Genomic DNA, 24,929 nt, shown 5'->3' on the forward strand with positions numbered 1-24,929 from the left:
TCATGACCACTCCGACCTCCTCGCGCGGCCGCCGGCGTGCCCCCACCCGCATCGAACGCGCCGCCGGCCGGGCCGCCGCGCTCCAGCGGCCCCGCGTCATCCTCGCCCTCCTGCTCCTGCTGGCCCTGACCTGTGTGATGCTGCTCGACGGCTATCTGCGCGCCGAGGTCGGCGGCGACCAGCGCGTGCGCTCGAACGCCGACGCGAGCAAGGTCCCCGACAGCATCCTGAACGGCGGTCCGATCCTCACCTTCCGCGACGGCCGGGCGACCACGGTCTCCGTGCCGGACAAGACCATCGCGCTCACCTTCGACGACGGCCCCAACCCGACCTGGACCCCCCAAGTCCTGGCGATCCTGCGGAAGTACGACGTGCCCGCCACGTTCTTCCTGGTCGGCTCGATGGTGTCGCGCTACCCGGACATCGTGAAGACGATGGTGACGCAGGGCGACGAGGTCGGCGCCCACACCTTCACCCACGTCGACCTGTCGTACCAGAGCGACGCCCGCATCCGGCGCGAGATGGAGCAGACGCAACTCGCCCTCGCCGGCGCCGCGGGCATCACCACCACGCTGTTCCGCGCGCCGTACTCCTCCGAGACGGACGCCATCGACGACTACAGCTGGCCCGTCTACGAAAAACTCGGCAAGGAGGGCTACACCAGCGTCTTCGTCGACACCGACAGCGACGACTGGAAGCGGCCCGGAGTGTCGAAGATCGTCCAGTGGGCCACCCCCAAGGGCACCAAGGGCGCCTCGGTCCTCTTCCACGACGCGGGCGGCGAGCGGTCGCAGACGATCGCGGCGCTGCCGCGGTACATCGAGAAGATGCGGGCGAAGGGCTACACCTTCACCACCATCAGCGGCGTTCTCGAGCAGCAGCAGCAGCAGCAGCGCGCCGCCGCGGGGCAGTCGGCGCCGGGCCTCGGCGCCACGCGGCAGGGCGACGCCCTCCAGGCCGCCCAGCACCGGGCCACCGGCATGACCCTCTACGAGGGCAGGGCGCTCATCGCGGCCGTCGCCGTCGCCGAGTGGACGCTGCCGGTGCTCTCCGTAGGGCTGATCGTCGTGGGCGTGGCCGTGCTGGGCCGCTTCGCGATGATGGTCGTCCTGGCCCGCCGCCACCACCGGCAGCGCAACAGACGCCGGTTCGCCTGGGGACCGCCGGTCACCCGCCCGGTGAGCGTGATCGTCCCGGCCTACAACGAGAAGGAGTGCATCGCCAACACCCTGGAGTCCCTGGCGCTCAGCACCCACCCGATCGAGATCATCGTCGTCGACGACGGCTCGACCGACGGCACCTCCGACATCGCGCGCGCGGCGGCCGAGTCGCTCGGGATGACCAACGTCCGGGTGATCCGCCAGGAGAACGCGGGCAAACCGGCGGCGCTGAACAACGGCGTGCGCAGCGCCTCGTACGAGGTCGTGGTGATGATGGACGGCGACACCGTCTTCGAGCCGGAGACGGTACGGCACCTGGTGCAGCCGTTCGCCGACCCGTCCGTCGGCGCGGTCGCCGGCAACGCCAAGGTCGGCAACCGCAACACGGTCATCGGCGCCTGGCAGCACATCGAGTACGTGATGGGCTTCAACCTCGACCGGCGCATGTACGACCTGCTGCGCTGCATGCCGACGATCCCGGGCGCGATCGGCGCGTTCCGCCGGGAGGCGGTGCTCGCGGCCGGCGGGATGAGCGAGGACACCCTCGCCGAGGACACCGACATCACCATCGCCCTGCACCGCGCGGGCTGGCGCGTCGTCTACCAGGAGCACGCGCGCGCGTGGACCGAGGCGCCGGGCTCCCTCAAGCAGCTGTGGTCCCAGCGCTACCGCTGGTCGTACGGCACCATGCAGGCCCTCTGGAAGCACCGCAAGTCCCTGACGGACCGGGGTCCTTCGGGCCGCTTCGGCCGGGTCGGCATGCCCCTGGTGGTGATCTTCCAGATCGTCACGCCCGTCTTCGCCCCGCTGATCGACGTCTTCACCCTCTACTCGATGCTCTTCGTCGACTTCCGGGCGGCCCTGCTGGCCTGGCTCGCCGTGCTCGGCGTCCAACTGGCCTGTGCGGCCCACGCCTTCCGTCTGGACCGGGAGAAGTACCGCTACCTGCTGATGATGCCGCTGCAGCAACTGGCCTACCGCCAGATGATGTACCTGGTCCTCATCCACTCCTGCATCACCGCCCTCACCGGCGGCCGCCTGCGCTGGCAGAAACTGCGGCGCACCGGCGAGGTCGGCACCCCGGCGGGGGTGCGCTGAGATGGGAGCGCACAGCAGAACCGCGGCCGCACCCGCCGTACGGCGGCCCTCCCGCCCGGCGCCCGCCGGCCGCGACCGCTACTTCGACACCCTCCGCGCGCTGGCCCTGATCAGGGTGGTGACATACCACACCTTCGGCTGGGCCTGGTGCGGTCTGGTGTTCCCCTCCATGGGCATCATGTTCGGCCTGGCCGGAACCCTCATGGCGAAGTCCCTCGAGCGCCCGGCCGCGAAGGTGCTGAAGAGCCGGCTGCGCCGCCTGCTGCCCCCGTTCTGGTTCTGGGGCTTCTTCGTGGTGCTCGCCATGCTGATCCACGACTGGATGCCGGGATGGCAGATCGTCTACTGGATCGTGCCGCTCGGCGACCCGCCCGGCAACGCGTGGGGCGAGCAGGCCTGGGAGATCCTCTGGTACCTGCGCACCTACCTGTGGTTCGTGCTGCTCTCCCCGGCCCTGCTGTGGATCTTCCGCAAGGCGGCCGTCCCGGTGCTGCTCCTCTCCCTCGTCCCCGTCCTGGTCCTGAACTTCCTGTGGTCCGGCCCGGACAACCGCTTCGGCAGCGCCCTGTGGGACCTGTCGACGTACCTGTTCTGCTGGATCCTCGGCTTCGCCCACCGCGAGGGCGTGCTCCAGCAGACGAGACCGGTGCTCGTCTGCGTCCTGTCGGGCGCCGCGATGGCCTACGGCGCCTGGTACGCCTTCTCCCACCAGGCCGGCTTCGGCACCTACGACCTCGACGAGGACCCGCTCGCCCAGGCCTTCTGGTCAGCCGGCTTCGTGACCCTGCTGATGTGGGCGAAGGCGCGCTACCGTATCGACTTCGCCCGGCTCACCCGCCTGCGCGCGCTGGACCGGACCGTCACCGTCTTCAACGCCCGCGCGGTGACGATCTACCTCTGGCACGAGATCGCCCTCGTCCTGGCCGTCCCGCTGATCGACCGGTTCTGGGACGTGCCCGCCTTCGAGACGTACCTGCCGCTGGACAGCCAGTGGTTCATGTTCGGCATCGGCTGGATCCTGATCGCCGCCTTCGTCCTGCTGTGCGGCTGGGTGGAGGACGTCGCGGCACGCAGGAAGCCGAGGCTCCTGCCGTGACGGGGGGCTGCAACAATGGGCGGGTGACCCGCGCTTCCCTGAACAAGCAGCCGCACGAAGTCGCCTCGATGTTCGACGACGTGGCGGAACGGTACGACCTGACGAACGACGTGCTGTCGCTCGGCCAGGACCGGCGCTGGCGCAAGGAGGTGGCGAAGGCGGTCGACGCACGCCCCGCGCAGAAGGTCCTCGACCTCGCCGCCGGCACGGCGACCTCGTCGCTGCCCTTCGCGCGCACGGGCGCCTACGTGGTCCCCTGCGACTTCTCGCTGGGGATGCTCCAGGTCGGCAAGAAGCGGCACACCTGGCTGCCCTTCACGGCCGGCGACGCCACGCGGCTGCCGTTCAAGGACGACACCTTCGACGCCGTGACGATCTCCTTCGGGCTGCGCAACGTGCAGGACACGGACGCGGCCCTCGCGGAGATGCACCGGGTGACCCGGCCCGGCGGACGCGTGGTGATCTGCGAGTTCTCGCACCCCACCTGGGCGCCCTTCCGCACCGTCTACACCGAGTACCTGATGCGGGCCCTGCCGCCGGTCGCGCGCGCCGTCTCCTCCAACCCGGACGCCTACGTCTACCTCGCCGAGTCCATCCGCGCCTGGCCCGACCAGCCCGCCCTCGCCGAGCGGCTGCGGAAGGCGGGCTGGTCGAAGGTGGCATGGCGCAACCTCACCGGCGGTGTGGTCGCGCTGCACCGGGGGTTCAAGGAGAGCTGAGGCCCGCCGCCGGGTCTCAGCGGTCGATCATCTCGAAGGCGTCTCCGGGCTCGCCGAGTTCGCGTTGCAGCCCTCCGGCCGGCGGCCGCGGAACGCGCGGCTCGCGCACACCCCCGCCGCCCTCGCCCTCACCGAAGTCGAACCACACGTACACCATCGAGTCCCGCGGCACCTCGGCGCCGGGCTGCGGGTACTGGCGTACGACGTAGTCGACGACCGCGCGGTGGAAGTCCGGGCGGTCCGGCGCATTGATGAACAGGCCCTGCGCCTGGGCCGTCTCGCGCGCGTCCACGGCCATCAGTCCGACCAGCCGCGGCACGCGCACTTCGGGTGTTTTGGGTGTTATGCGCACAGATGTCACCCCCAGCGGTACTCGAAGGGTAACTCCCGCGCGGCCCACCCGGAAGGGATCGGTGTCTTTCCGTAACAGACGACTACTGTCCGTCATGGAGACGGAGCCGGAAGCAGAGGGCGTCCTCGTCCAGCGTGGGATGCGGATAGGTCCCGGCCGGCTTCATGCCGAGCCGGCGGGTCACCGCGATCGACCGCTCGTTGCCCGGCCGGACCATCGCCACCACCTCCGGCACCCCGGCCGCCCGCAGCCGCCGCAGCGTCTCCTGCGCGGCCGCGGTGACGTACCCCTTGCCCCAGTGCGCGCGCCCGAGCCGCCAGCCGATCTCTATGTCGCCGACCGGTCCCCAGTCGGGCCGCCAGGGCTGCGCTCCGGTGAACCCGACGACCTCGCCGGAGGCGTCCAGCACAGTCCACAGGCAGAAGCCGAGTTCGGCGTCGTGCCGCCGCTGCCGCGCGGTGAGTTCCTCGTAGACCGACAGGGCCGCCGGCTTGCCGCCGTAGAACTCCATGACCTCGGGGTCGCCGAAGACCCGGTGCCAGGCGATCGCGTCCTCGTGGGTGGGAACACGCAGCCGTACCGCGGGGAGAGGTCGGTTCACAGGGCAGCCCTTCAGCCGGGTGATCAATTCTGCTGAATAGACTGCCCCTGTCCAGTGCCGGTCGGCACGCAGATTTCGAACTTGGGGAGATCCCGCCGTGACCGTCGTGAAGGAGCCCCTCTCCGAGAACACCGCCGACGTCATCGTCGTCGGCGCGGGGCCGGCCGGCTCCACGACCGCGTACCACCTCGCCAGGGCCGGTCTCGACGTCCTGCTGCTGGAGAAGACCGAGTTCCCGCGCGAGAAGGTGTGCGGCGACGGCCTCACCCCGCGCGCGGTCAAGCAGCTCGTCGCCATGGGCATCGACATCTCCGAGGAGGCCGGCTGGCTGCGCAACAAGGGCCTGCGCATCATCGGCGGCGGCTCCCGCCTCCAGCTGGACTGGCCGGAACTCGCCGCCTACCCGAACTACGGACTGGTCCGCAAGCGCGACGACTTCGACGAGCAGCTCGCCCGCAACGCCCAGAAGGCGGGCGCCCGCCTCTTCGAGCGCTGCAACGTCTCCGGTCCGGTCGTCGACGACCGCACCGGCCGCATCACCGGCGTCACCGCCCGGCTCGGCGAGGAGAAGCGCGAGGTCACCTTCCACGCGCCGCTCGTCGTCGCCGCCGACGGCAACTCCACCCGGCTGTCCCTCGCGATGGGCCTGCACCGCCGTGAGGACCGCCCCATGGGCGTCGCGGTGCGCACCTACTTCACCTCGCCCCGCCACGACGACGACTACCTGGAGTCCTGGCTGGAGCTGTGGGACCGCCGCGGACCCCAGGACCGGCTGCTGCCCGGCTACGGCTGGATCTTCGGCATGGGCGACGGCACGTCCAACGTCGGCCTCGGCGTGCTGAACACCTCCGCCTCCTTCAAGGAGCTGGACTGGCGCGAGATCCTCAAGGCCTGGTGCGCCTCCATGCCCGAGGACTGGGGCTACACGCCGGAGAACATGACCGGCCCCATCCGCGGCGCCGCCCTCCCCATGGCCTTCAACCGCCAGCCGCACTACACGCGCGGCCTGCTGCTCGTCGGCGACGCCGGCGGCCTGGTGAACCCCTTCAACGGCGAGGGCATCGCCTACGCCATGGAGTCCGGCCAGATCGCCGCCGACGTCATCGTGCAGGCACACGCGCGTGCCACCCCCGCCCAGCGCGAGATCGCCCTGCAGCGCTACCCGCGCGTGCTGAAGGACACCTACGGCGGCTACTACACCCTCGGCCGCGCCTTCGTGAAGCTCATCGGCAACCCGAAGGTCATGCAGATCGCCGCCCAGCGCGGCCTGACGCACCCGCTGCTGATGAAGTTCACCCTCAAGCTGCTGGCGAACCTCACCGACCCCACGGGCGGCGACGCCATGGACCGCATCATCAACGGCCTGAGCAAGGTGGCTCCGAAGGCCTGACCGGGGGCCGGGAGCCGCACCAGGAGGCGAGAGCCGCACTACGAGGCGAGAGCCGCACTACGAGGCGAGAGCCACCGCGTTGGCGGCCCGGCGGGCAAGGACCTCCTCCCGCCGGGCCGCCATCTGCCGCAGCGCGTCCTTCTTCTCCCGCTTGGAGAGCCGGTCCAGGTAGAGGAAGCCGTTGGTGTGGTCGGTCTCGTGGGCGAGACAGCGTGCGAAGTACCCGGTGCCCTCGACGACGAGCGGGTTGCCGTCCCTGTCCAGCCCGCGCACCACGGCCCGGTCCGGCCGCGGTACGGCCATCACCGCACCCGGCACCGACAGGCAGCCCTCGCCCTCGTCCAGCAGCCGTCGCCCGAGCGTGGGCGTTTCGAGCACCGGATTGACGATGTGTCCGACATGCCGGATTTCGTCGTCATCGGGGCAGTCGTACACGAACAGCCGCAGATCGACCCCGACCTGATTCGCCGCCAGGCCCGCTCCTTCGGCGGCGTACAGGGTCAGGAACATGTCGTCGACGAGTGCGGCGAGGTCGGGCCCGAACTCCGTGACGTCCCGGCACGGCTTGTGCAGGATCTCCTCGCCCACCTCGGTGATCCGGCGCACCGCACCGCGCCCGGCCTCGGGGGCGTGGCGCGGGTAGTGGTCGGCGGGCCTTCCCTGGACGAACACGCGTGGCATCGCACGGTCTCCTTCGCTCGTGGAGGACCGCCGGACGGGCGGTCCGAGCCCGAGCATGTCAGGAACACCGCCGGCGCGCGCCGGGAACGGCGCAAGGGCCGCTGCCCCCGAGCGGCTGCGGCCCTACGCGCGTGAGAGGTGCCAGGTGCCCTCAGAGCACCCGCACGGCCCCGCTCGGCGGGTCGTACGACAGCGGGTGCTCCCCGACGCCGCTGGAGGGGTTCTGCGCGCCGACGAACATGCCGTCGCCCACGTACACCGCGACGTGGTACGCGCTGCCCGCGCCGCCCCAGTACAGGATGTCGCCCGGCTGCAGGTTGCTCAGCGACACCTGGGTGCCGGCCGTGGACTGGTCCTGGGAGACGCGCGGCAGGCTGATGCCCACCTGCTTGAAGGCGGTCTGCACCAGGCCGGAGCAGTCGTACGCCGACGGGCCGGTGGCGCCGGAGACGTACGCCTTGCCGATCTGCGCCTTGACGAAGGCGACGACGGCGGCGGCCGAACCGGTGGCCGTCGAGCTGCTCGTGGAGGCGGCGTCCGTCGTGGCGGCGAGCGTGGTCCGCTCGGCGTTGCGGGAGGCGCGCTCGGCGGCGGCCTTGCGGGCGGCCTCCTCGGCCTTCTTCTTGGCCTCGGCGGCCTTCTGCTTCGCCTCGGCGAGGTCCGCCTTGGCCTGCTTCGCGGCCTTCGCGGCGGCCGCGTCACGCTCGGCCTGCAGCTGGTAGTTCGCGGCGGCCTGCTGGGTGGCGTCCGCGGACTGGGCGGCCTGTGCGGCCAGGTCGGCCGTCAAGGTGGGCAGTTCGAGGGTCTGCGTCACCGGCTCGGCCGCGTTCGCCGAGCCGGACGCCCCGGCGACTGCCAGGGTGCTGAGGACGCCACCGGCAACTCCGGCCCGCATCGCGAGGGACGACGCGCTGCGGCGGGGCTTCCGGTGGCTGCGTATGTGAGCGGTGTGGGACATGGGAACAACCGGTACCAGGGGCTCCTTCATATCTTCAAGAAACGTGTGCTCCGCCACAGTTGCTCAATCGAGACCGAGAATCCCGAGCGCGTCGCTCTTTATTGACGCCGTAACGGACATTGCGGACGTCGGCGATCAAGGGCTTGATCACGGTCTTTGATCATTACGTCCGAATTGCTCCCCGCCTACCACCGGTTGGGTTGATTGGCCAAGCCCGGTTCTCAGGGATCTCTCATCGATGTGGCGGAGGTCACGGAACGGTTACCCGAAGCGCGGCGTCCTGTATGCGCACGGCTCGTGAACGCGTGCACGCGTCGGGGCCTCCGTCCACATCGCGCACCGCACCTCCCCCTGATGTGTGAAGGCGCCCCTCTAGCAGCCGTCTGCGTCCAGCGCCAATTTGCATGCACCGGAACACTCTTGATATGGAGACGCGCCCTCCTGCCTGCGGCGACGAGCAAAATAGTCACTTCTGGTGATCAACTGAACGCTTCGCGTATGAAGATCACTCATCATCCGACTTCATGATCCTTCGTCAGGTGGTGGAGATCACAAAGGTCGTGCAATACCCCGTGTCGCAGATCACAGAGCGACGGGCATAAGATGCGTGGCAACTGGGCTTGTGACCTGCTTCACATGTTCTCGATCTTCGTCCGGGACGACGGGGGTTCCAAGGGACTTGTGAGGCGGAAGTGAGCGCAGTGCACCAGTGCAACCGCCAGCAGTCAGTGCCGACTGAGAGGAGCGAGGAGCGGTGAACGCGTATGCGCCCATCCTCGTACTGGGAGCCCTCGGGGCAGGCTTTGCGATCTTCTCCGTGGTCATGGCCACGCTGATCGGTCCGAAGCGGTACAACCGCGCCAAGCTCGAGGCCTACGAGTGCGGTATCGAGCCGACCCCCACGCCGGCCGGCGGCGGGCGCTTCCCCATCAAGTACTACCTGACGGCGATGCTCTTCATCGTCTTCGACATCGAGATCGTCTTCCTCTACCCCTGGGCCGTCACCTTCGACGCCCTGGGGATTTTCGGGCTCGTGGAGATGCTGCTCTTCGTGCTCACCGTCTTCGTCGCGTACGCGTACGTATGGCGGCGCGGCGGCCTGGAATGGGACTGAGGGGCCTTTAGACATGGGACTCGAAGAAAAGCTGCCGAGCGGCTTCCTGCTGACCACCGTCGAGCAGGCCGCGGGCTGGGTGCGCAAGGCGTCCGTCTTCCCCGCGACCTTCGGCCTCGCCTGCTGCGCCATCGAGATGATGACCACCGGCGCCGGCCGGTACGACCTGGCGCGCTTCGGCATGGAGGTCTTCCGCGGCTCACCGCGCCAGGCCGACCTGATGATCGTCGCCGGCCGGGTCAGCCAGAAGATGGCGCCGGTGCTCAGGCAGGTCTACGACCAGATGCCCAATCCCAAGTGGGTGATCTCCATGGGCGTCTGCGCCTCCTCGGGCGGCATGTTCAACAACTACGCGATCGTCCAGGGCGTCGACCACATCGTCCCGGTCGACATCTACCTGCCGGGCTGCCCGCCCCGCCCCGAGATGCTGATGGACGCCATCCTCAAGCTCCACCAGAAGATCCAGTCCTCCAAGCTCGGCGTCAACGCCGAGGAGGCGGCCCGCGAGGCGGAGGAGGCGGCGCTCAAGGCCCTGCCCACGATCGAGATGAAGGGGCTGCTGCGGTGAGCGACGCGAACGGCAACGGCACGCACGGCGTGAACGGGTCCGCGAACGGGGTGAACCCCGAGAAGGACCTCTCCGCCTCCAACCTCCCCGGCCAGCGCGGCCAGGGCGGCGAGGAGATCCGCGTCCAGCGCGGCATGTTCGGCGCCAACAACGGCGGCGACACCTCCGGCTACGGCGGCCTGGTCCGCTCGGTCCGACTCCCGGGACCGGCGAGCCGCCCCTACGGCGGCTGGTTCGACGAGGTCGCCGACGAGCTGGAAGGCGCCCTGGAGGAACAGGGACTCCTCCCCGGCAACGCCATCGAGAAGACGGTCGTCGACCGCGGCGAGATCACCTTCCACATCGAGCGCGAGCACCTGGTCCGCGTCGCCCGCACCCTGCGCGACGACCCGGCCCTGCGCTTCGAGCTGTGCACCGGCGTCAGCGGCGTCCACTACCCGCACGACAAGGGGCGCGAGCTGCACGCCGTCTACCACCTGCGCTCGATCACCCACAACCGGCAGATCCGCCTCGAAGTCAGCGCCCCCGACGCCGACCCGCGCATCCCGTCCCTCGTCTCCGTCTACCCGACGAACGACTGGCACGAGCGCGAGACGTACGACTTCTTCGGAATCGTCTTCGACGGTCACCCGGCCCTGACGCGGATCATGATGCCGGACGACTGGCAGGGCCACCCGCAGCGCAAGGACTACCCCCTCGGCGGCATCCCCGTCGAGTACAAGGGCGCCCAGATCCCGGCTCCGGACCAGCGGAGGTCGTACTCGTGAGCAGCACCCAGTCAGCAGCCGCCCGGGAAACCACCGAGGGCACCGTCTACACGGTCACCGGTGGCGACTGGGACGAGGTCGTCCAGTCCGCGACCCGCGCCGACGACGAACGCATCGTCGTCAACATGGGTCCCCAGCACCCCTCCACCCACGGAGTGCTCCGCCTGATCCTCGAGATCGAGGGCGAGACGGTCACCGAGGCCCGCTGCGGCATCGGCTACCTGCACACCGGCATCGAGAAGAACCTCGAGTACCGCACGTGGACGCAGGGCACCACCTTCGTCACGCGCATGGACTACCTGACGTCCTTCTTCAACGAGACCGCCTACTGCCTCGCCGTCGAGAAACTCCTCGGCATCGAGGACGACATCACCGAACGCGCCAAGATCATCCGAGTGCTCCTGATGGAGCTGAACCGGATGTCCTCCCACCTGGTGTGCATCGCCACCGGCGGCATGGAGCTCGGCGCCACCACGATCATGATCTACGGCTTCCGTGATCGTGAAATGATTCTCGACCTCTACGAGCTCATCACGGGCCTCAGGATGAACCACGCGTACATCCGCCCCGGCGGACTCGCCCAGGACCTGCCGCCCGGCGCGGTGGACCAGATCCGCGAGTTCGTGAAGAAGATGAAGAAGAACCTCCCGGAGTACGACAAGCTCGCCACCGGGAACCCCATCTTCAAGGCCCGCATGCAGGACATCGGCTACCTCGACCTGGCCGGCTGCATGGCCCTCGGCGCCACCGGCCCGATCCTGCGCTCCACCGGCCTGCCGCACGACCTGCGCAAGGCACAGCCGTACTGCGACTACGAGACGTACGACTTCGAGATCCCGACCGCCGACACCTGCGACGCCTACGGCCGCTTCCTGGTCCGCCTGGAGGAGATGCGCCAGTCGCTCAGGATCATCGAGCAGTGCCTGGACCGGCTCCAGCCCGGCCCCGTCATGGTCGCCGACAAGAAGATCGCCTGGCCCGCCCAGCTCGCCCTGGGCCCGGACGGACTCGGCAACTCCCTCGACCACATCAAGAAGATCATGGGCACCTCCATGGAGGCCCTGATCCACCACTTCAAACTCGTCACCGAGGGCTTCCGCGTCCCGCCGGGACAGGCGTACGCGGCCGTCGAGTCCCCCAAGGGCGAGCTCGGCGTGCACGCCGTCTCCGACGGCGGCACCCGCCCCTACCGGGTCCACTTCCGCGACCCGTCCTTCACCAACCTGCAGGCCATGGCGGCGATGTGCGAAGGCGGCCAGGTCGCCGACGTCATCGTCGCCGTCGCGTCCATCGACCCCGTGATGGGAGGCGTCGACCGGTGACCACCTCTTCTTCGGAGCGGGGCGTCAGCCTGGGCATGCCCGAACTGCCCGCACCCGCGTATCCGGACGACGTCCGGGCCCGGCTGGAGGCGGACGCGCGCGAGATCATCGCGCGCTACCCGGACTCCCGGTCCGCCCTGCTCCCGCTGCTCCACCTCGTGCAGTCGGAGGAGGGCCACGTCACGCGCACCGGAATGCAGTTCTGCGCGGACATGCTGAACCTCACCACGGCCGAGGTCACCGCCGTCGCCACCTTCTACACCATGTACCGGCGCAAGCCGTCCGGCGACTACCAGGTCGGCGTGTGCACCAACACGCTGTGCGCGGTGATGGGCGGCGACGCGATCTTCGAAACCCTCCAGGAGCACCTGGGCGTCGGCAACGGCGAGACCACCGACGACGGCAAGGTCACCCTGGAGCACATCGAGTGCAACGCGGCCTGCGACTACGCACCGGTCGTGATGGTCAACTGGGAGTTCTTCGACAACCAGACGCCGGGCAGCGCCAAGCGCCTGGTCGACGACCTGCGTGCGGGACGGCCCGTACAGCCCACGCGCGGGGCGCGGCTGTGCACGTTCAAGGAGACCGCGCGGATCCTGGCCGGCTTCCCCGACGAGCGGCCCGGGGCCGTCGAGGAGGGCGGCAGTGCGGGGCCCGCGTCGCTGGTGGGCCTTCGCCTGGCGAAGGGAGAGGCCGCACCCGCGCGCGTGGTCCATCCGCGCGGAGGTCCGCATGAGGAGCCGCACGACAGGGTGCACGAACCGTCGCCGTCCGAGCACCTCAGCTCCCATGACGCGCCGCAGGAGACATCGGCCTCCGACCCCGCCCACCCGGCAGGGCCTACCGCCGAGGAGGGGGAGTGATGACCGTGGTACCCGAGGTCAAGGACACGAGCCCCGAGAAGCTGCTCGCACCCGTGCTGTCGGCCTTCTGGGACGAGGACCGGTCCTGGACCCTGGACGTCTACCGGAGGCACGAGGGGTACGAGGGGCTCCGCAAGGCGCTCGCCATGTCACCGGACGACGTGATCGCGTACGTCAAGGACTCAGGTCTGCGCGGCCGCGGCGGCGCCGGATTCCCGACCGGAATGAAGTGGCAGTTCATTCCGCAGGGAGATGGAAAACCGCACTATCTAGTTGTCAACGCCGACGAGTCGGAGCCCGGGACGTGCAAGGACATCCCGCTCCTCTTCGCGAACCCGCACAGCCTCATCGAGGGCATTGTGATCGCGTGCTATGCCATCAGGTCGTCGCATGCCTTCATCTATCTGCGTGGTGAAGTCGTCCCCGTTCTGCGGCGGTTGCACGAGGCCGTGCGCGAGGCCTGCGCGGCGGGCTACCTCGGCGGGAACATCCTGGGCAGCGGACTCGACCTGACCCTCACCGTGCACGCCGGCGCCGGCGCGTACATCTGCGGTGAGGAGACCGCACTGCTGGACTCGCTCGAAGGCCGCCGTGGTCAACCGCGGCTGCGTCCCCCCTTCCCTGCGGTGGAAGGCCTCTACGCCTGTCCGACTGTTGTGAACAACGTCGAGTCGATCGCGTCGGTTCCCGCCATCCTGAAAAACGGCAAGGACTGGTTCAGGTCGATGGGCAGCGAGAAGTCCCCGGGCTTCACGCTCTACTCCCTCAGCGGCCACGTCGCCGCCCCCGGCCAGTACGAGGCCCCGCTCGGCATCACGCTGCGCCAGCTGCTCGACATGAGCGGCGGCATGCGGCCCGGCCACCGGCTGAAGTTCTGGACGCCGGGCGGCTCCTCGACGCCGATGTTCACCGACGAACACCTCGACGTCCCCCTCGACTACGAAGGAGTGGGCGCCGCGGGCTCCATGCTCGGCACCAAGGCCCTGCAGTGCTTCGACGAGACGACCTGCGTCGTGCGCGCCGTGACCCGCTGGACCGAGTTCTACGCCCACGAGTCCTGCGGCAAGTGCACGCCCTGCCGCGAAGGGACGTACTGGCTGGTGCAGTTGCTGCGGGACGTCGAGGCCGGCAAGGGCACCATGGCCGACCTCGACAAGCTCGCCGACATCGCCGACAACATCAACGGCAAGTCCTTCTGCGCCCTCGGCGACGGCGCCGCGTCCCCGATCTTCTCCTCGCTGAAGTACTTCCGCGAGGAGTACGAGCAGCACATCACGGGCCGGGGCTGCCCCTTCGACCCGGCCAAGTCGACGGCCTGGGCGGACCGCCCGGAGGTGAACGCATGACCGTGACCACCAGTGCTCCCACAGGTGGGGGAGAGGCGGCGGTCCCGCCGGAAGACCTCGTCACGCTGACGATCGACGGCATCGAGATCAGCGTGCCCAAGGGCACCCTGGTCATCCGTGCCGCCGAACAGCTCGGCATCGAGGTCCCCCGGTTCTGCGACCACCCCCTGCTCGACCCCGCCGGCGCCTGCCGTCAGTGCATCGTCGAGGTCGAGGGCCAGCGCAAGCCGATGGCGTCCTGCACCATCACCTGCACCGACGGCATGGTGGTGAGGACACAGCTCACCTCCCCGGTCGCGGAGAAGGCCCAGAAGGGTGTGATGGAGCTGCTGCTCATCAACCACCCGCTGGACTGCCCGGTCTGCGACAAGGGCGGCGAGTGCCCGCTGCAGAACCAGGCCATGTCGCACGGCAACGCCGAGTCCCGCTTCGACGGCAAGAAGCGCACCTACGAAAAGCCGGTGCCGATCTCCACCCAGGTGCTGCTCGACCGCGAGCGGTGCGTGCTGTGCGCCCGCTGCACCCGGTTCTCCAACCAGATCGCGGGCGACCCGATGATCGAGCTGATCGAGCGGGGCGCCCTCCAACAGGTCGGCACCGGCGAGGGCGACCCCTTCGAGTCGTACTTCTCCGGCAACACCATCCAGATCTGCCCCGTCGGCGCGCTCACCTCCGCGGCCTACCGCTTCCGCTCCCGCCCCTTCGACCTCATCTCCTCGCCGTCGGTGTGCGAGCACTGCTCCGGCGGCTGCGCCGTCCGCACCGACCACCGGCGCGGCAAGGTCATGCGGCGCCTCGCCGAGAACGACCCCGAGGTCAACGAGGAGTGGATCTGCGACAAGGGACGCTTCGCGTTCCGGTACGCGCAGCTCAAGGACCGCCTCGACACCCCGCTCGTCCGCAGCGCCGACGGCGTCCTGGAGCCCGCCTCCTGGCCGGAGGCCCTGGAGGCGGCCGCGCGCGGACTCGCCGCCGCACGCTCCCGGGCCGGCGTCCTCATCGGCGGCCGGCTGACCGTCGAGGACGCCTACGCCTACAGCAAGTTCGCGCGCGTGGCGCTCGACACCAACGACATCGACTTCCGCGCGCGCGTGCACAGCGGCGAGGAGGCCGACTTCCTCGCCTCCCGGGTGGCCGGCCGCGGCCGCGACCTCGACGGTACGGGCGTCACCTACACCTCCCTGGAGAAGGCGCCCGCCGTCCTGCTGGTCGGCTTCGAGTCGGAGGAGGAGGCCCCCGGCGTCTTCCTGCGGCTGCGCAAGGCCTGGCGCAAGCGCAAGCAGAAGGTGTTCGCGCTGGCCACGCACGCCACCCGGGGCCTGGAGAAAGCGGGCGGCACCCTGCTGCCGGCCGCGCCCGGCACCGAGACCGAGTGGCTGGACGCCCTCGCGAGCGGCGTCGGCCTGGAAGAGCCCGGCACGCGGGCCGCGGAAGCGCTGCGCACCGAGGGCGCGGTCATCGTCGTCGGCGAGCGGCTCGCCGCGGTCGCCGGCGGCCTCACCGCCGCCGTACGCGCCGCCACCGCCACCGGCGCCCGGCTGGTGTGGATCCCGCGCCGGGCCGGTGAGCGCGGCGCCGTCGAGGCCGGCGCGCTGCCGTCGCTGCTGCCGGGCGGCCGCCCGGCGACCGACCCGCGCGCGCGGGAGGAGGTCGCCGCCGTCTGGGGGCTCGCCGAACTCCCTGCGCGCTACGGCCGCGACACCCACCACATCATCGAAGCCGCCGCCACCGGCGAACTGTCGGCCCTCCTGGTCGCCGGGGTCGAGATCGCCGACCTGCCCGACCCGGCACGCGCGCGTGAAGCGCTCGACAGCGTCGGCTTCCTGGTGTCGCTGGAGCTGCGGCCCAGCGAGGTCACCGAGCACGCCGACGTCGTCCTGCCGGTCGCCGCGGTCCCCGAGAAGGCGGGCACGTTCCTCAACTGGGAGGGCAGGGTGCGGTTCTTCGAGGCCGCCCTCAAGCCCGACCAGATGACCCGCCGTCTCGCACCGACCGACGCGCGCGTGCTGCAGATGCTCGCCGACGCCATGGACGTCCACCTGGGCCTGCCCGATCTGCGCACCACGCGCGCGGAGATCGACCGGCTCGCCCTCTGGGACGGCGGGCGCGCCCTCGACCCCCAGGAGACCGCGGGCCCGCTGCCCCGCCCCGCCGCCGGGGAGGCCGTGCTCGCCGGGCACCGGCTCCTTCTCGACCAGGGCGTCCTCCAGGAGGGCGACGAGGCGCTCGCCGGCACCCGGCACGCCGCGCACGCGCGCGTGTCCGCCGCGACGGCGGCCGAGGCGGGGGTCCAGGACGGCGAGGTCCTCGCCGTCACCGGCCCGGCCGGCGTCGTGGAACTGCCGCTGCAGATCACCGAGATGCCCGACCGGGTGGTCTGGCTCCCGCTGAACTCGGCCGGCGCGGGCGTCGCCTCCGACACCGGGGCACGACCCGGCTCACTCGTCCGCATCGGCCCGGCGGCATCTGCCGAACAGGCCCCCAAGGAGGTGGAGGCATGAGCCCGTACCTCGCAGCTGAAGACCTCTCGATGTTCGGCCGCGACCCCTGGTGGCTGGTCGTCGTCAAGGCCGTCTTCTGCTTCGCCTTCCTGATGGTGACCGTGCTGTTCTCCATCGTCTGGGAGCGCAAGGTCGTCGCCTGGATGCAGCTGCGCATCGGCCCGAACCGGCACGGCCCCTGGGGCATGCTCCAGTCGCTCGCCGACGGCGTGAAGCTGATGCTCAAGGAAGACATCATCGTCAAACGCGCGGACAAGGCGGTCTACGTCCTCGCACCGATCGTCGCGGCCATTCCGGCCTTCATGGCGATCGCGGTGATCCCCTTCGGCCCGGCGGACAACGAGATCTCGATCTTCGGCACGCGCACCGCGATGCAGCTCACCGACCTGCCGATCGCGATGCTCTACATCCTCGCCATCGCCTCCGTGGGCATCTACGGCATCGTCCTGGCGGGCTGGAGCTCCGGATCCACCTACCCGCTGCTCGGCGGCCTGCGTTCCTGCGCGCAGATGATCTCCTACGAGATCGCCATGGGCGCCGCGTTCGCCTCGGTGTTCCTGTACTCGGGGTCGATGTCGACGTCCACGATCGTGGCGCAGCAGCACGACCGCTGGTACATCCTGCTGCTGCCGGTCTCGTTCCTCCTCTACATCGTCACGATGGTCGGCGAGACCAACCGCGCCCCCTTCGACATGCCGGAGTCCGAGGGCGACCTCGTCGGCGGCTTCAACACCGAGTACTCGTCCATCAAGTTCGCGATGTTCATGCTGGCCGAGTACGTGAACATGGTGACGGTCTCCTCGGTGTCGACCACCCTGTTCCTCGGCGGCTGGCGCGCACCCTGGCCGATCAGCACCTTCTGGGAGGGCGCGAACCACGGCTGGTGGCCGCTGCTCTGGTTCGTGATCAAGGTCCAGCTGCTGCTGTTCTTCTTCATCTGGCTGCGGGGCACGCTCCCCCGGGTGCGCTACGACCAGCTGATGAAGCTCGGCTGGAAGGTCCTGATCCCGGTCTCCGTGACCTGGCTGATGCTGGTGGCGACCGTACGGGCCCTGCGCAACGAGCACTACGACTTCGCCGACATCGCCCTGCCCGTCGGCGGCGCGGTCCTCGCCCTGGTGGTGATCTCCTACCTCGTCGACATGTTCCGCGAGAAGGCCAAGGCGGCCGAGGAGCCCGCCGCCGAACAGGCCGGATTCGACCCGATGGCGGGCGGATTCCCCGTGCCGCCGCTGCCCGGACAGGAGCTGCCGCCGGTGCCGAGGCGCCGGTCGCGCCGCGAGCGCGAGCTGATTGTCAGTGGCGGGTCGGACACTGTCAGTGACGGATCTTCGGAGGGAAAGGAGGCGTCCGATGGCTGAGGAGCCCAAGGAGACCAGGCCCGGTTTCCTGAACCCCGTGGCCGGCTTCGGCGTGACCTTCAAGGCCATGTTCAAGAAGCGGCTGACCGAGCAGTACCCGGAGCAGAAAAAGACCACGGCTCCGCGGTTCCACGGACGGCACCAGCTCAACCGCCATCCGGACGGCCTGGAGAAGTGCGTCGGCTGCGAGCTGTGCGCCTGGGCCTGCCCCGCCGACGCCATCTACGTGGAAGGCGCCGACAACACCGACGAGGAGCGCTACTCGCCGGGCGAGCGGTACGGCCGCGTCTACCAGATCAACTACGCCCGCTGCATCCTGTGCGGCCTGTGCATCGAGGCGTGCCCCACGCGCGCGCTGACGATGACCAACGAGTTCGAACTGGCCGACTCCAGCCGCGCCAATCTCATCTACACCAAGGAACAGCTGCTCGCCGGCCTCGAAGAGGGCATGGTCGACACTCCCCACGCGATCTTCCCGGGGACGGACGAACAGGACTACTACCGGGGCCTGGTGACCCAGGCCGCGCCCGGCACGGTCCGCCAGGTCGCCGTGTCCAAGGGCGAGGTCCCGCAGGAGGCCGCGTCCACCTTCGGCGAGGACGAGCCGGCCTCCGAGAAGGTGATCGGCCGATGACCGCACAACTCGCCGCCTACACCACCTCCACCGGTGAGGCCTTCCAGTTCTGGGTCCTCGGCACGGTCGCGGTGATCGGCGCCCTGTGCACCGTCTTCATGAAGAAGGCCGTGCACAGCGCCCTCTGCCTCGCCGGAACCATGATCGTCCTGGCGGTGTTCTACCTCGCCAACGGCGCCTACTTCCTGGGCATCGTGCAGATCGTCGTCTACACCGGCGCGATCATGATGCTGTTCCTGTTCGTGGTGATGCTCGTCGGCGTCACGGCCGCGGACTCCCTGAAGGAGACCATCAAGGGCCAGCGCTGGCTGGCCCTGGTGTGCGGAATCGGCTTCGGCGTCCTGCTGTTCGCCGGCATCGGCAACGCCTCCCTGAAGGAGTTCGCCGGCACCGGCCGGGCGAACGCGGGCGGCAATGTGGAGGGCCTCGCCTCCCTCATCTTCACCAAGTACGTCTTTGCCTTCGAAATCACCGGCGCCCTGCTCATCACGGCCGCCGTCGGCGCCATGGTGCTCACCCACCGCGAGCGCACCGAGCGCGCCAGGACCCAGCGCGAGCTGTCCGAACAGCGCGTGCGGGACGGCAAGTACGTACCGCCGCTGCCCGCCCCCGGCGTCTACGCCCGGCACAACGCGGTCGACATCGCGGGTCTGCTCCCCGACGGCACCCCGTCCGAGCTGACCGTCAGCAAGACGCTGCGCGAACGCGGCCAGATCCGTGACGTGTCGGCGGAGGCGCTCAACGACCTGCGGGCGCTGGAGCAGCGCGCGGAGGAACGCCTGGCGCGCAGGGCGATCGAACCGGCGACGTTCAAGCGGCCCGAGGAGGCGTCGAAGTGAACCCGGTCAACTACCTCTACCTCGCCGCCCTGCTGTTCACGATCGGCGCGACCGGCGTTCTGATCCGGCGCAACGCCATCGTGGTCTTCATGTGCATCGAGCTGATGCTGAACGCCTGCAACCTCGCGTTCGTCACCTTCTCCCGGATGCACGGCAACCTCGACGGCCAGATCATCGCCTTCTTCACGATGGTCGTCGCCGCCGCGGAGGTCGTGGTGGGCCTCGCGATCATCGTGTCGCTGTTCCGTACCCGCCACTCGGCCTCGGTCGACGACGCCAGCCTGATGAAGCTGTAAGGGGTCGGAAGAATCGTGGAGAACCTGATCGCGCTGCTCATCGCGGCGCCCCTGCTCGGAGCGGCCGTCCTCCTGGTCGGCGGCCGGCGGCTGGACGCCGTCGGCCACTGGATCGGCACGCTGCTGTCGTTCGTCTCCTTCGCCTTCGGCATCGCCCTCTTCGCCGATCTGCTGGGCAAGGCGGCCGACAACCGGACGCTGACGCAGCACCTGTTCAGCTGGGTCCCGGTGGCCGGCTTCCAGGCGGACGTCACCTTCCGCCTGGACCAGCTGTCGATGACGTTCGTCCTGCTCATCACGGGCGTCGGCTCGCTGATCCACCTGTACTCGGTCGGGTACATGGAGCACGACGAGCGGCGCCGCCGCTTCTTCGGCTACCTGAACCTGTTCCTCGCGGCGATGCTGCTGCTCGTCCTCGCCGACAACTACCTGCTGCTGTACGTCGGCTGGGAGGGCGTCGGTCTCGCCTCCTACCTGCTGATCGGCTTCTGGCAGCACAAGCCCAGCGCGGCGACGGCCGCGAAGAAGGCCTTCCTGGTCAACCGCGTCGGCGACATGGGCCTGTCGATCGCGGTCATGCTGATGTTCACCACCTTCGGCAGCTTCGCCTTCGGCCCGGTCCTCAGCCACACCGGTGACACCTCCGAGGGCAGGCTCACCGCCATCGGCCTGATGCTGCTGCTCGCCGCCTGCGGCAAGTCCGCCCAGGTGCCGCTGCAGTCCTGGCTCGGCGACGCCATGGAGGGCCCGACCCCCGTCTCGGCCCTGATCCACGCCGCGACGATGGTGACCGCGGGCGTGTACCTGATCGTCCGCTCCGGAGCCATCTTCAACGCCGCCCCCGACGCACAGCTCGCCGTCACCGTGGTCGGCGCGGTCACGCTCCTGTTCGGTGCGATCGTCGGTTGCGCCAAGGACGACATCAAGAAGGCGCTGGCCGGTTCGACCATGTCGCAGATCGGCTACATGGTGCTCGCCGCGGGCCTCGGCCCCATCGGCTACGTCTTCGCGATCATGCACCTGGTGACGCACGGCTTCTTCAAGGCCGGCCTGTTCCTCGGCGCCGGCTCCGTCATGCACGGCATGAACGACGAGGTCGACATGCGCAAGTACGGCGGCCTGCGCAAGTACATGCCGGTCACCTTCATCACCTTCGGCCTCGGCTACCTCGCCATCATCGGCTTCCCGGGCCTGTCCGGCTTCTTCTCCAAGGACAAGATCATCGAGGCGGCCTTCGCCAAGGGCGGCACCGAGGGCTGGATCCTCGGCGGCGCGGCCCTGCTGGGCGCGGCCATCACCGCCTTCTACATGACGCGCGTGATGCTGATGACGTTCTTCGGAGAGGAGCGCTGGAAGAACCAGCCCACCCGCTCCCCTGAGGCCCCGAGCGCGGAGCCCGCCGCCGAGCACCACGGCGAGCACGCCGAGCCGCACCCGCACGAGTCCCCGAAGGTCATGACGATCCCGATGATCGTGCTGGCCGTCGGCTCGGTCTTCGGCGGTGGCTTCTTCAGCATCGGCGACCGCTTCCTCAAGTGGCTGGAACCGGTCACCGGACACAGCGAGGGCCACTCCCCGGTCGGCGCCGCGACGGTCACCGCCGCGACCATGGTCTGCCTGGTCATCGGCGTCGGCATCGCCTGGGCCCAGTACGGCCGCAAGCCGGTGCCCGCCGTCGCCCCGCGCGGCTCGCTCCTCACCCGGGCGGCCCGCCGCGACCTGCTCCAGGACGACTTCAACCACGTGGTCCTGGTGCGCGGCGGCGAACACCTCACGCGCTCCCTGGTGTACGTCGACCACTCCCTGGTCGACGGCGTCGTCAACGGCACGGCGGCCGGCTTCGGCGGCCTGTCCGGCCGGCTGCGCCGGATCCAGAACGGCTTCGCCCGCTCCTACGCGGTCTCGATGTTCGGCGGTGCGGCACTCCTGGTCGCCGCCACCCTGCTGATGAGGGCGGTCTGATACCGATGTCCTTTCCTCTGCTGACAGCGACGGCGGCGCTCCCGGCCGTAGGGGCCGTCGCCACGGCCGCCGTACCGGCCGCGCGGCGCACCGCCGCGAAGTGGCTGGCGCTGCTCGTCTCGCTCGCCACGCTCGCCCTGGCGATCGTCGTCCTGGTCCGTTTCGACCCGGGCGGCTCCCGCTACCAGCTCACCGAGTCCCACGCCTGGATCAAGAACTTCGGCGTGCGCTACGAACTGGGCGTCGACGGCATCGCGGTGGCGTTGATCGCCCTGACGGCCGTGCTGATCCCGTTCATCATCCTCGCGGGCTGGCATGACGCCGACCCGCTGGAGACGGGCAGCCGCCGCTGGCGGCCCACCCAGGGCTTCTTCGCCCTGATCCTCGCCGTCGAGGCGATGGTGCTCATCTCCTTCGAGTCCACCGACGTCTTCCTGTTCTACATCTTCTTCGAAGCCATGCTCATCCCGATGTACTTCCTCATCGGCGGCTTCGGAGACCGCGCCCACGCGCAGGGCGAGGCAGCGGCCTCGACCCAGCGGTCGTACGCGGCGGTGAAGTTCCTCCTCTACAACCTGGTCGGCGGACTGATCATGCTGGCCGCGGTGATCGGCCTCTACGTGGTCGCCGGGAACTTCAGCCTCCAGGAGATCGCGCAGGCCCGCGCCAACGGCTCGCTGCACATGGCCACGAACACCGAACGCTGGCTGTTCCTCGGCTTCTTCTTCGCGTTCGCGGTGAAGGCGCCGCTGTGGCCGCTGCACACCTGGCTGCCCAACGCCATGCAGGAGTCCACCGCCCCGGTCGCCGTCCTCATCACCGCGGTCGTCGACAAGGTGGGCACCTTCGCGATGCTCCGCTTCTGCCTCCAGCTGTTCCCGCAGGCCAGCAAGTGGGCGACGCCAGTCATCCTCGTCCTCGCCCTGATCAGCATCGTCTACGGCGCACTGCTCGCCGTCGGCCAGCGGGACATCAAGCGCCTGGTCGCCTACGCGTCGATCTCGCACTTCGGCTTCATCATCATGGGCATCTTCGCGATGACCAGCCAGGGCCAGTCCGGCGCGACCCTCTACATGGTCAACCACGGCATCTCCACGGCCGCGCTGATGCTGGTCGCCGGCTTCCTGATCTCCCGGCGCGGCTCGCGGCTCATCGCCGACTACGGAGGCGTGCAGAAGGTCGCCCCGGTGCTCGCCGGCACCTTCCTGATCGGCGGCCTCGCGACCCTCTCGCTGCCCGGACTCGCCCCGTTCGTGAGCGAGTTCCTGGTCCTGGTCGGCACCTTCACGCGCCACCCGGTGATCGGCATCATCGCCACCTTCGGCATCGTTCTCGCCGCCCTCTACACCCTCGTGCTGTACCAGCGGACGATGACGGGCCCGGTGAAACCCGAGGTGTCGGCGATGCCCGACCTGCGGGTGCGGGAACTGTTGGTCGTCGCCCCGCTGATCGTCCTGCTGATCTTCCTGGGCGTCTATCCGAAGCCCGTCACGGACATCGTCAACCCGGCGGTCAAGCAGACCATGTCCGACGTACACAAGACCGACCCCAAGCCCTCGGTGGAGGCGGCCAAGTGAGCGCAACAGCCGTCCACAGCCTGTGGACAACCGCGGCCGACCCGATCACGAAGATCCCGGCACCCAAGATCGAATACGGACAGTTGTCGCCGACCTTGATCGTCGTCGGCGCGGCCCTGGTCGGGGTGCTGATCGAGGCGTTCGTCCCGCGCAGGTCCCGCTACTACGCCCAGGTGTTCGTGTCCGTCGTCGCGCTGTGCGCCGCGTTCGCCGCGGTGGTCGCGCTGGCCGCCGACGGCTACGGCACCACCAAGGCGCACATCGCGGCCATGGGGGCGATCGCGGTCGACGGCCCGTCCCTGTTCCTGCAGGGCACGATCCTGCTGGCCGGACTCGTCGGCCTGTTCACCTTCGCCGAGCGCCGCCTGGACCCGGCCGCGCACGGCAATCGCGTCGACTCCTTCGCCGCGCAGGCCGCCTCCGTGCCCGGCAGCGACAGCGAGAAGGCCGCGGTGAAGGCCGGTTTCACCACCACCGAGGCCTTCCCGCTGCTCCTCTTCGCCATCTCCGGCATGCTGGTGTTCCCCTCGGCAAACGACCTGCTGACCCTGTTCGTGGCCCTGGAGGTCTTCTCCCTGCCGCTGTACCTGCTGTGCGCGCTGGCCCGCCGCAAGCGGCTGATGTCGCAGGAAGCCGCAGTCAAGTACTTCCTGCTCGGCGCCTTCGCCTCCGCTTTCACCCTGTTCGGCATCGCCCTGCTGTACGGCTACGCGGGCTCCGTGTCGTACGCGCGCATCGCCCAGGTCGTCGACGGCACGGTCACCAACGTCGACCCGGCGCTCGCGGGCACCATGGGCAACGACGCGCTGCTGCTGCTCGGCAGCGCCCTGATCGTGATGGGCCTGCTGTTCAAGGTGGGCGCCGTGCCGTTCCACATGTGGACGCCGGACGTCTACCAGGGCGCGCCGACGCCCGTCACCGGCTTCATGGCGGCGGCGACGAAGGTGGCCGCGTTCGGTGCGCTGCTGCGCCTGCTGTACGTCGTCCTGCCCGGGATGCGCTGGGACTGGCGGCCGGTCATGTGGGCGGTGGCGATCATCACCATGCTCGGCGGCGCGATCGTCGCGATCACTCAGACCGACATCAAGCGGCTGCTGGCGTACTCGTCCATCGCGCACGCCGGATTCATCCTCGCGGGTGTCATCGCCACCTCGAAGGACGGCGTCTCCTCGGTCCTCTTCTACCTGGCCGGCTACTCCTTCGTGACGATCGGCGCGTTCGCCGTGGTCACGCTGGTGCGCGACGCGGGCGGCGAGGCCACCCACCTGTCGAAGTGGGCCGGCCTGGGCCGCCGCTCCCCGCTGGTCGCGGCGGTCTTCGCCGTGTTCCTCCTCGCCTTCGCCGGCATCCCGCTGACCTCCGGTTTCGCGGGGAAGTTCGCCGTGTTCAAGGCGGCGGCGGACGGCGGCGCGGCCCCGCTGGTCGTGATCGGTGTGATCTCCTCGGCGATCGCCGCGTTCTTCTACATCCGTGTGATCGTGCTGATGTTCTTCAGTGAGCCCAGGCCGGAAGGCCCGACCGTCGCCGTCCCGTCCCCGCTGACCATGATGGCGATCGCCGTCGGCGTCGCGGTGACACTGGTGCTCGGCGTGGCCCCGCAGTACTTCCTGGACCTGGCGAGCCAGGCGGGAGTGTTCGTGCGCTGACACTTCCCGGCGGCACGACGGCCCGGCACTTTCGGGGGGTGCCGGGCCGTCGCGCTGCCCGCAGCGGATCCGTGAGCC

22 protein-coding genes are annotated in these 24,929 nt (G+C 69.6%); 18 read left to right on the forward strand and 4 right to left on the reverse strand.

Features of this window, described 5'->3' with window-relative positions; genetic code table 11:
• Positions 1-2: 2 nt before the first annotated feature.
• From ACGFZN_RS33420 to ACGFZN_RS33430, 3 genes are read left to right on the forward strand one after another with little or no spacing between them, the layout of a single operon-like run.
• Positions 3-2,258, forward strand: coding sequence for a bifunctional polysaccharide deacetylase/glycosyltransferase family 2 protein (locus ACGFZN_RS33420; RefSeq protein ID WP_393862207.1), 2,256 nt, complete (start codon positions 3-5; stop codon positions 2,256-2,258).
• 1 nt (position 2,259) lies between these two features.
• Positions 2,260-3,354 (forward strand): acyltransferase, encoded by a 1,095-nt coding sequence (locus ACGFZN_RS33425; protein WP_393862208.1) that lies wholly within the window; start codon positions 2,260-2,262, stop codon positions 3,352-3,354.
• A gap of 23 nt (positions 3,355-3,377) precedes the next feature.
• On the forward strand, positions 3,378-4,073 hold the full coding sequence (locus ACGFZN_RS33430; RefSeq protein ID WP_330338415.1) for a demethylmenaquinone methyltransferase: 696 nt from the start codon (positions 3,378-3,380) through the stop codon (positions 4,071-4,073).
• Positions 4,074-4,089: 16 nt separating this feature from the next.
• Here the strand turns inward: ACGFZN_RS33430 and ACGFZN_RS33435 are convergent, their stop codons facing one another.
• Both ACGFZN_RS33435 and ACGFZN_RS33440 read right to left on the reverse strand, forming a co-directional pair.
• Positions 4,090-4,398 (reverse strand): PASTA domain-containing protein, encoded by a 309-nt coding sequence (locus ACGFZN_RS33435; protein ID WP_393862209.1) that lies wholly within the window; start codon positions 4,396-4,398, stop codon positions 4,090-4,092.
• Positions 4,399-4,507: 109 nt separating this feature from the next.
• Positions 4,508-5,026: a GNAT family N-acetyltransferase gene (locus ACGFZN_RS33440; RefSeq protein ID WP_393862210.1), complete on the reverse strand. Its 519-nt coding sequence runs from the start codon at positions 5,024-5,026 to the stop codon at positions 4,508-4,510.
• Between the two features lie 97 nt (positions 5,027-5,123).
• Here ACGFZN_RS33440 and ACGFZN_RS33445 point away from each other — a divergent pair, with 97 nt between their 5' ends.
• The gene (locus ACGFZN_RS33445; protein ID WP_393862211.1) at positions 5,124-6,416 is read left to right on the forward strand and encodes a geranylgeranyl reductase family protein; all 1,293 of its coding nucleotides are present in this window, start codon (positions 5,124-5,126) and stop codon (positions 6,414-6,416) included.
• A 57-nt stretch (positions 6,417-6,473) separates the two neighbouring features.
• Here ACGFZN_RS33445 and def read toward each other — a convergent pair whose 3' ends face one another.
• Both def and ACGFZN_RS33455 read right to left on the reverse strand, forming a co-directional pair.
• Complete coding sequence (def, locus tag ACGFZN_RS33450) at positions 6,474-7,097, reverse strand: peptide deformylase (protein ID WP_393862212.1); 624 nt, start codon at positions 7,095-7,097, stop codon at positions 6,474-6,476.
• Between the two features lie 151 nt (positions 7,098-7,248).
• Positions 7,249-8,055: a C40 family peptidase gene (locus ACGFZN_RS33455; RefSeq protein WP_393862213.1), complete on the reverse strand. Its 807-nt coding sequence runs from the start codon at positions 8,053-8,055 to the stop codon at positions 7,249-7,251.
• A 754-nt stretch (positions 8,056-8,809) separates the two neighbouring features.
• On the opposite strand from ACGFZN_RS33455, the gene ACGFZN_RS33460 reads away from it, so the two are divergent.
• From ACGFZN_RS33460 to nuoN, 14 genes are read left to right on the forward strand one after another with little or no spacing between them, the layout of a single operon-like run.
• A complete protein-coding gene (locus tag ACGFZN_RS33460) occupies positions 8,810-9,169 on the forward strand; it encodes an NADH-quinone oxidoreductase subunit A (RefSeq protein ID WP_003992243.1) in 360 nt (119 codons plus the stop codon).
• A 13-nt stretch (positions 9,170-9,182) separates the two neighbouring features.
• The gene (locus ACGFZN_RS33465) at positions 9,183-9,737 is read left to right on the forward strand and encodes an NADH-quinone oxidoreductase subunit B family protein (RefSeq protein ID WP_007383964.1); all 555 of its coding nucleotides are present in this window, start codon (positions 9,183-9,185) and stop codon (positions 9,735-9,737) included.
• Positions 9,734-10,504 (forward strand): NADH-quinone oxidoreductase subunit C, encoded by a 771-nt coding sequence (locus ACGFZN_RS33470; protein ID WP_393862214.1) that lies wholly within the window; start codon positions 9,734-9,736, stop codon positions 10,502-10,504. Before ACGFZN_RS33465 ends, ACGFZN_RS33470 begins: the two co-directional genes overlap by 4 nt.
• The gene (locus tag ACGFZN_RS33475) at positions 10,501-11,826 is read left to right on the forward strand and encodes an NADH-quinone oxidoreductase subunit D (RefSeq protein ID WP_330338408.1); all 1,326 of its coding nucleotides are present in this window, start codon (positions 10,501-10,503) and stop codon (positions 11,824-11,826) included. The genes ACGFZN_RS33470 and ACGFZN_RS33475 overlap by 4 nt, the downstream gene beginning before the upstream one ends.
• The gene (gene nuoE / locus ACGFZN_RS33480; protein ID WP_393862215.1) at positions 11,823-12,689 is read left to right on the forward strand and encodes an NADH-quinone oxidoreductase subunit NuoE; all 867 of its coding nucleotides are present in this window, start codon (positions 11,823-11,825) and stop codon (positions 12,687-12,689) included. The genes ACGFZN_RS33475 and nuoE overlap by 4 nt, the downstream gene beginning before the upstream one ends.
• Entirely contained in the window at positions 12,689-14,035 is a 1,347-nt protein-coding gene (gene nuoF / locus ACGFZN_RS33485; protein WP_393862216.1) for an NADH-quinone oxidoreductase subunit NuoF, read from the forward strand. Before nuoE ends, nuoF begins: the two co-directional genes overlap by 1 nt.
• Positions 14,032-16,536: an NADH-quinone oxidoreductase subunit G gene (locus ACGFZN_RS33490; RefSeq protein ID WP_393862217.1), complete on the forward strand. Its 2,505-nt coding sequence runs from the start codon at positions 14,032-14,034 to the stop codon at positions 16,534-16,536. The genes nuoF and ACGFZN_RS33490 overlap by 4 nt, the downstream gene beginning before the upstream one ends.
• Complete coding sequence (gene nuoH, locus ACGFZN_RS33495; protein WP_393862218.1) at positions 16,533-17,897, forward strand: NADH-quinone oxidoreductase subunit NuoH; 1,365 nt, start codon at positions 16,533-16,535, stop codon at positions 17,895-17,897. Before ACGFZN_RS33490 ends, nuoH begins: the two co-directional genes overlap by 4 nt.
• Positions 17,890-18,531 carry an NADH-quinone oxidoreductase subunit NuoI gene (gene nuoI, locus ACGFZN_RS33500; protein ID WP_393862219.1) on the forward strand — a complete coding sequence of 214 codons (642 nt, stop codon included), beginning with the start codon at positions 17,890-17,892 and terminating at the stop codon, positions 18,529-18,531. The genes nuoH and nuoI overlap by 8 nt, the downstream gene beginning before the upstream one ends.
• Positions 18,528-19,370, forward strand: coding sequence for an NADH-quinone oxidoreductase subunit J (locus ACGFZN_RS33505; protein WP_393862220.1), 843 nt, complete (start codon positions 18,528-18,530; stop codon positions 19,368-19,370). Before nuoI ends, ACGFZN_RS33505 begins: the two co-directional genes overlap by 4 nt.
• On the forward strand, positions 19,367-19,666 hold the full coding sequence (nuoK, locus tag ACGFZN_RS33510; RefSeq protein WP_023547474.1) for an NADH-quinone oxidoreductase subunit NuoK: 300 nt from the start codon (positions 19,367-19,369) through the stop codon (positions 19,664-19,666). Before ACGFZN_RS33505 ends, nuoK begins: the two co-directional genes overlap by 4 nt.
• 15 nt (positions 19,667-19,681) lie before the next feature.
• A complete protein-coding gene (gene nuoL, locus ACGFZN_RS33515; RefSeq protein ID WP_393862221.1) occupies positions 19,682-21,628 on the forward strand; it encodes an NADH-quinone oxidoreductase subunit L in 1,947 nt (648 codons plus the stop codon).
• Between the two features lie 5 nt (positions 21,629-21,633).
• Entirely contained in the window at positions 21,634-23,205 is a 1,572-nt protein-coding gene (locus tag ACGFZN_RS33520) for an NADH-quinone oxidoreductase subunit M (protein WP_393862222.1), read from the forward strand.
• Complete coding sequence (gene nuoN, locus ACGFZN_RS33525; RefSeq protein WP_393862223.1) at positions 23,202-24,851, forward strand: NADH-quinone oxidoreductase subunit NuoN; 1,650 nt, start codon at positions 23,202-23,204, stop codon at positions 24,849-24,851. Before ACGFZN_RS33520 ends, nuoN begins: the two co-directional genes overlap by 4 nt.
• The last annotated feature ends 78 nt before the right edge of the window (positions 24,852-24,929 follow it).

Source organism: Streptomyces sp. NPDC048192 (genome assembly GCF_043202415.1).
Lineage (GTDB): Bacteria > Actinomycetota > Actinomycetes > Streptomycetales > Streptomycetaceae > Streptomyces.

Coding starts and splice junctions, on each gene's coding strand:
- ACGFZN_RS33455 (WP_393862213.1), bottom strand. CDS start 8,055: ATGTCCCACACCGCTCACATACGCAGCCACCGGAAGCCCCGCCGCAGC.
- ACGFZN_RS33490 (WP_393862217.1), top strand. CDS start 14,032: ATGACCGTGACCACCAGTGCTCCCACAGGTGGGGGAGAGGCGGCGGTC.
- ACGFZN_RS33420 (WP_393862207.1), top strand. CDS start 3: ATGACCACTCCGACCTCCTCGCGCGGCCGCCGGCGTGCCCCCACCCGC.
- nuoF (WP_393862216.1), top strand. CDS start 12,689: ATGACCGTGGTACCCGAGGTCAAGGACACGAGCCCCGAGAAGCTGCTC.
- def (WP_393862212.1), bottom strand. CDS start 7,097: ATGCCACGCGTGTTCGTCCAGGGAAGGCCCGCCGACCACTACCCGCGC.
- ACGFZN_RS33505 (WP_393862220.1), top strand. CDS start 18,528: ATGACCGCACAACTCGCCGCCTACACCACCTCCACCGGTGAGGCCTTC.
- nuoI (WP_393862219.1), top strand. CDS start 17,890: ATGGCTGAGGAGCCCAAGGAGACCAGGCCCGGTTTCCTGAACCCCGTG.
- ACGFZN_RS33465 (WP_007383964.1), top strand. CDS start 9,183: ATGGGACTCGAAGAAAAGCTGCCGAGCGGCTTCCTGCTGACCACCGTC.
- ACGFZN_RS33520 (WP_393862222.1), top strand. CDS start 21,634: ATGTCCTTTCCTCTGCTGACAGCGACGGCGGCGCTCCCGGCCGTAGGG.
- ACGFZN_RS33425 (WP_393862208.1), top strand. CDS start 2,260: ATGGGAGCGCACAGCAGAACCGCGGCCGCACCCGCCGTACGGCGGCCC.
- nuoH (WP_393862218.1), top strand. CDS start 16,533: ATGAGCCCGTACCTCGCAGCTGAAGACCTCTCGATGTTCGGCCGCGAC.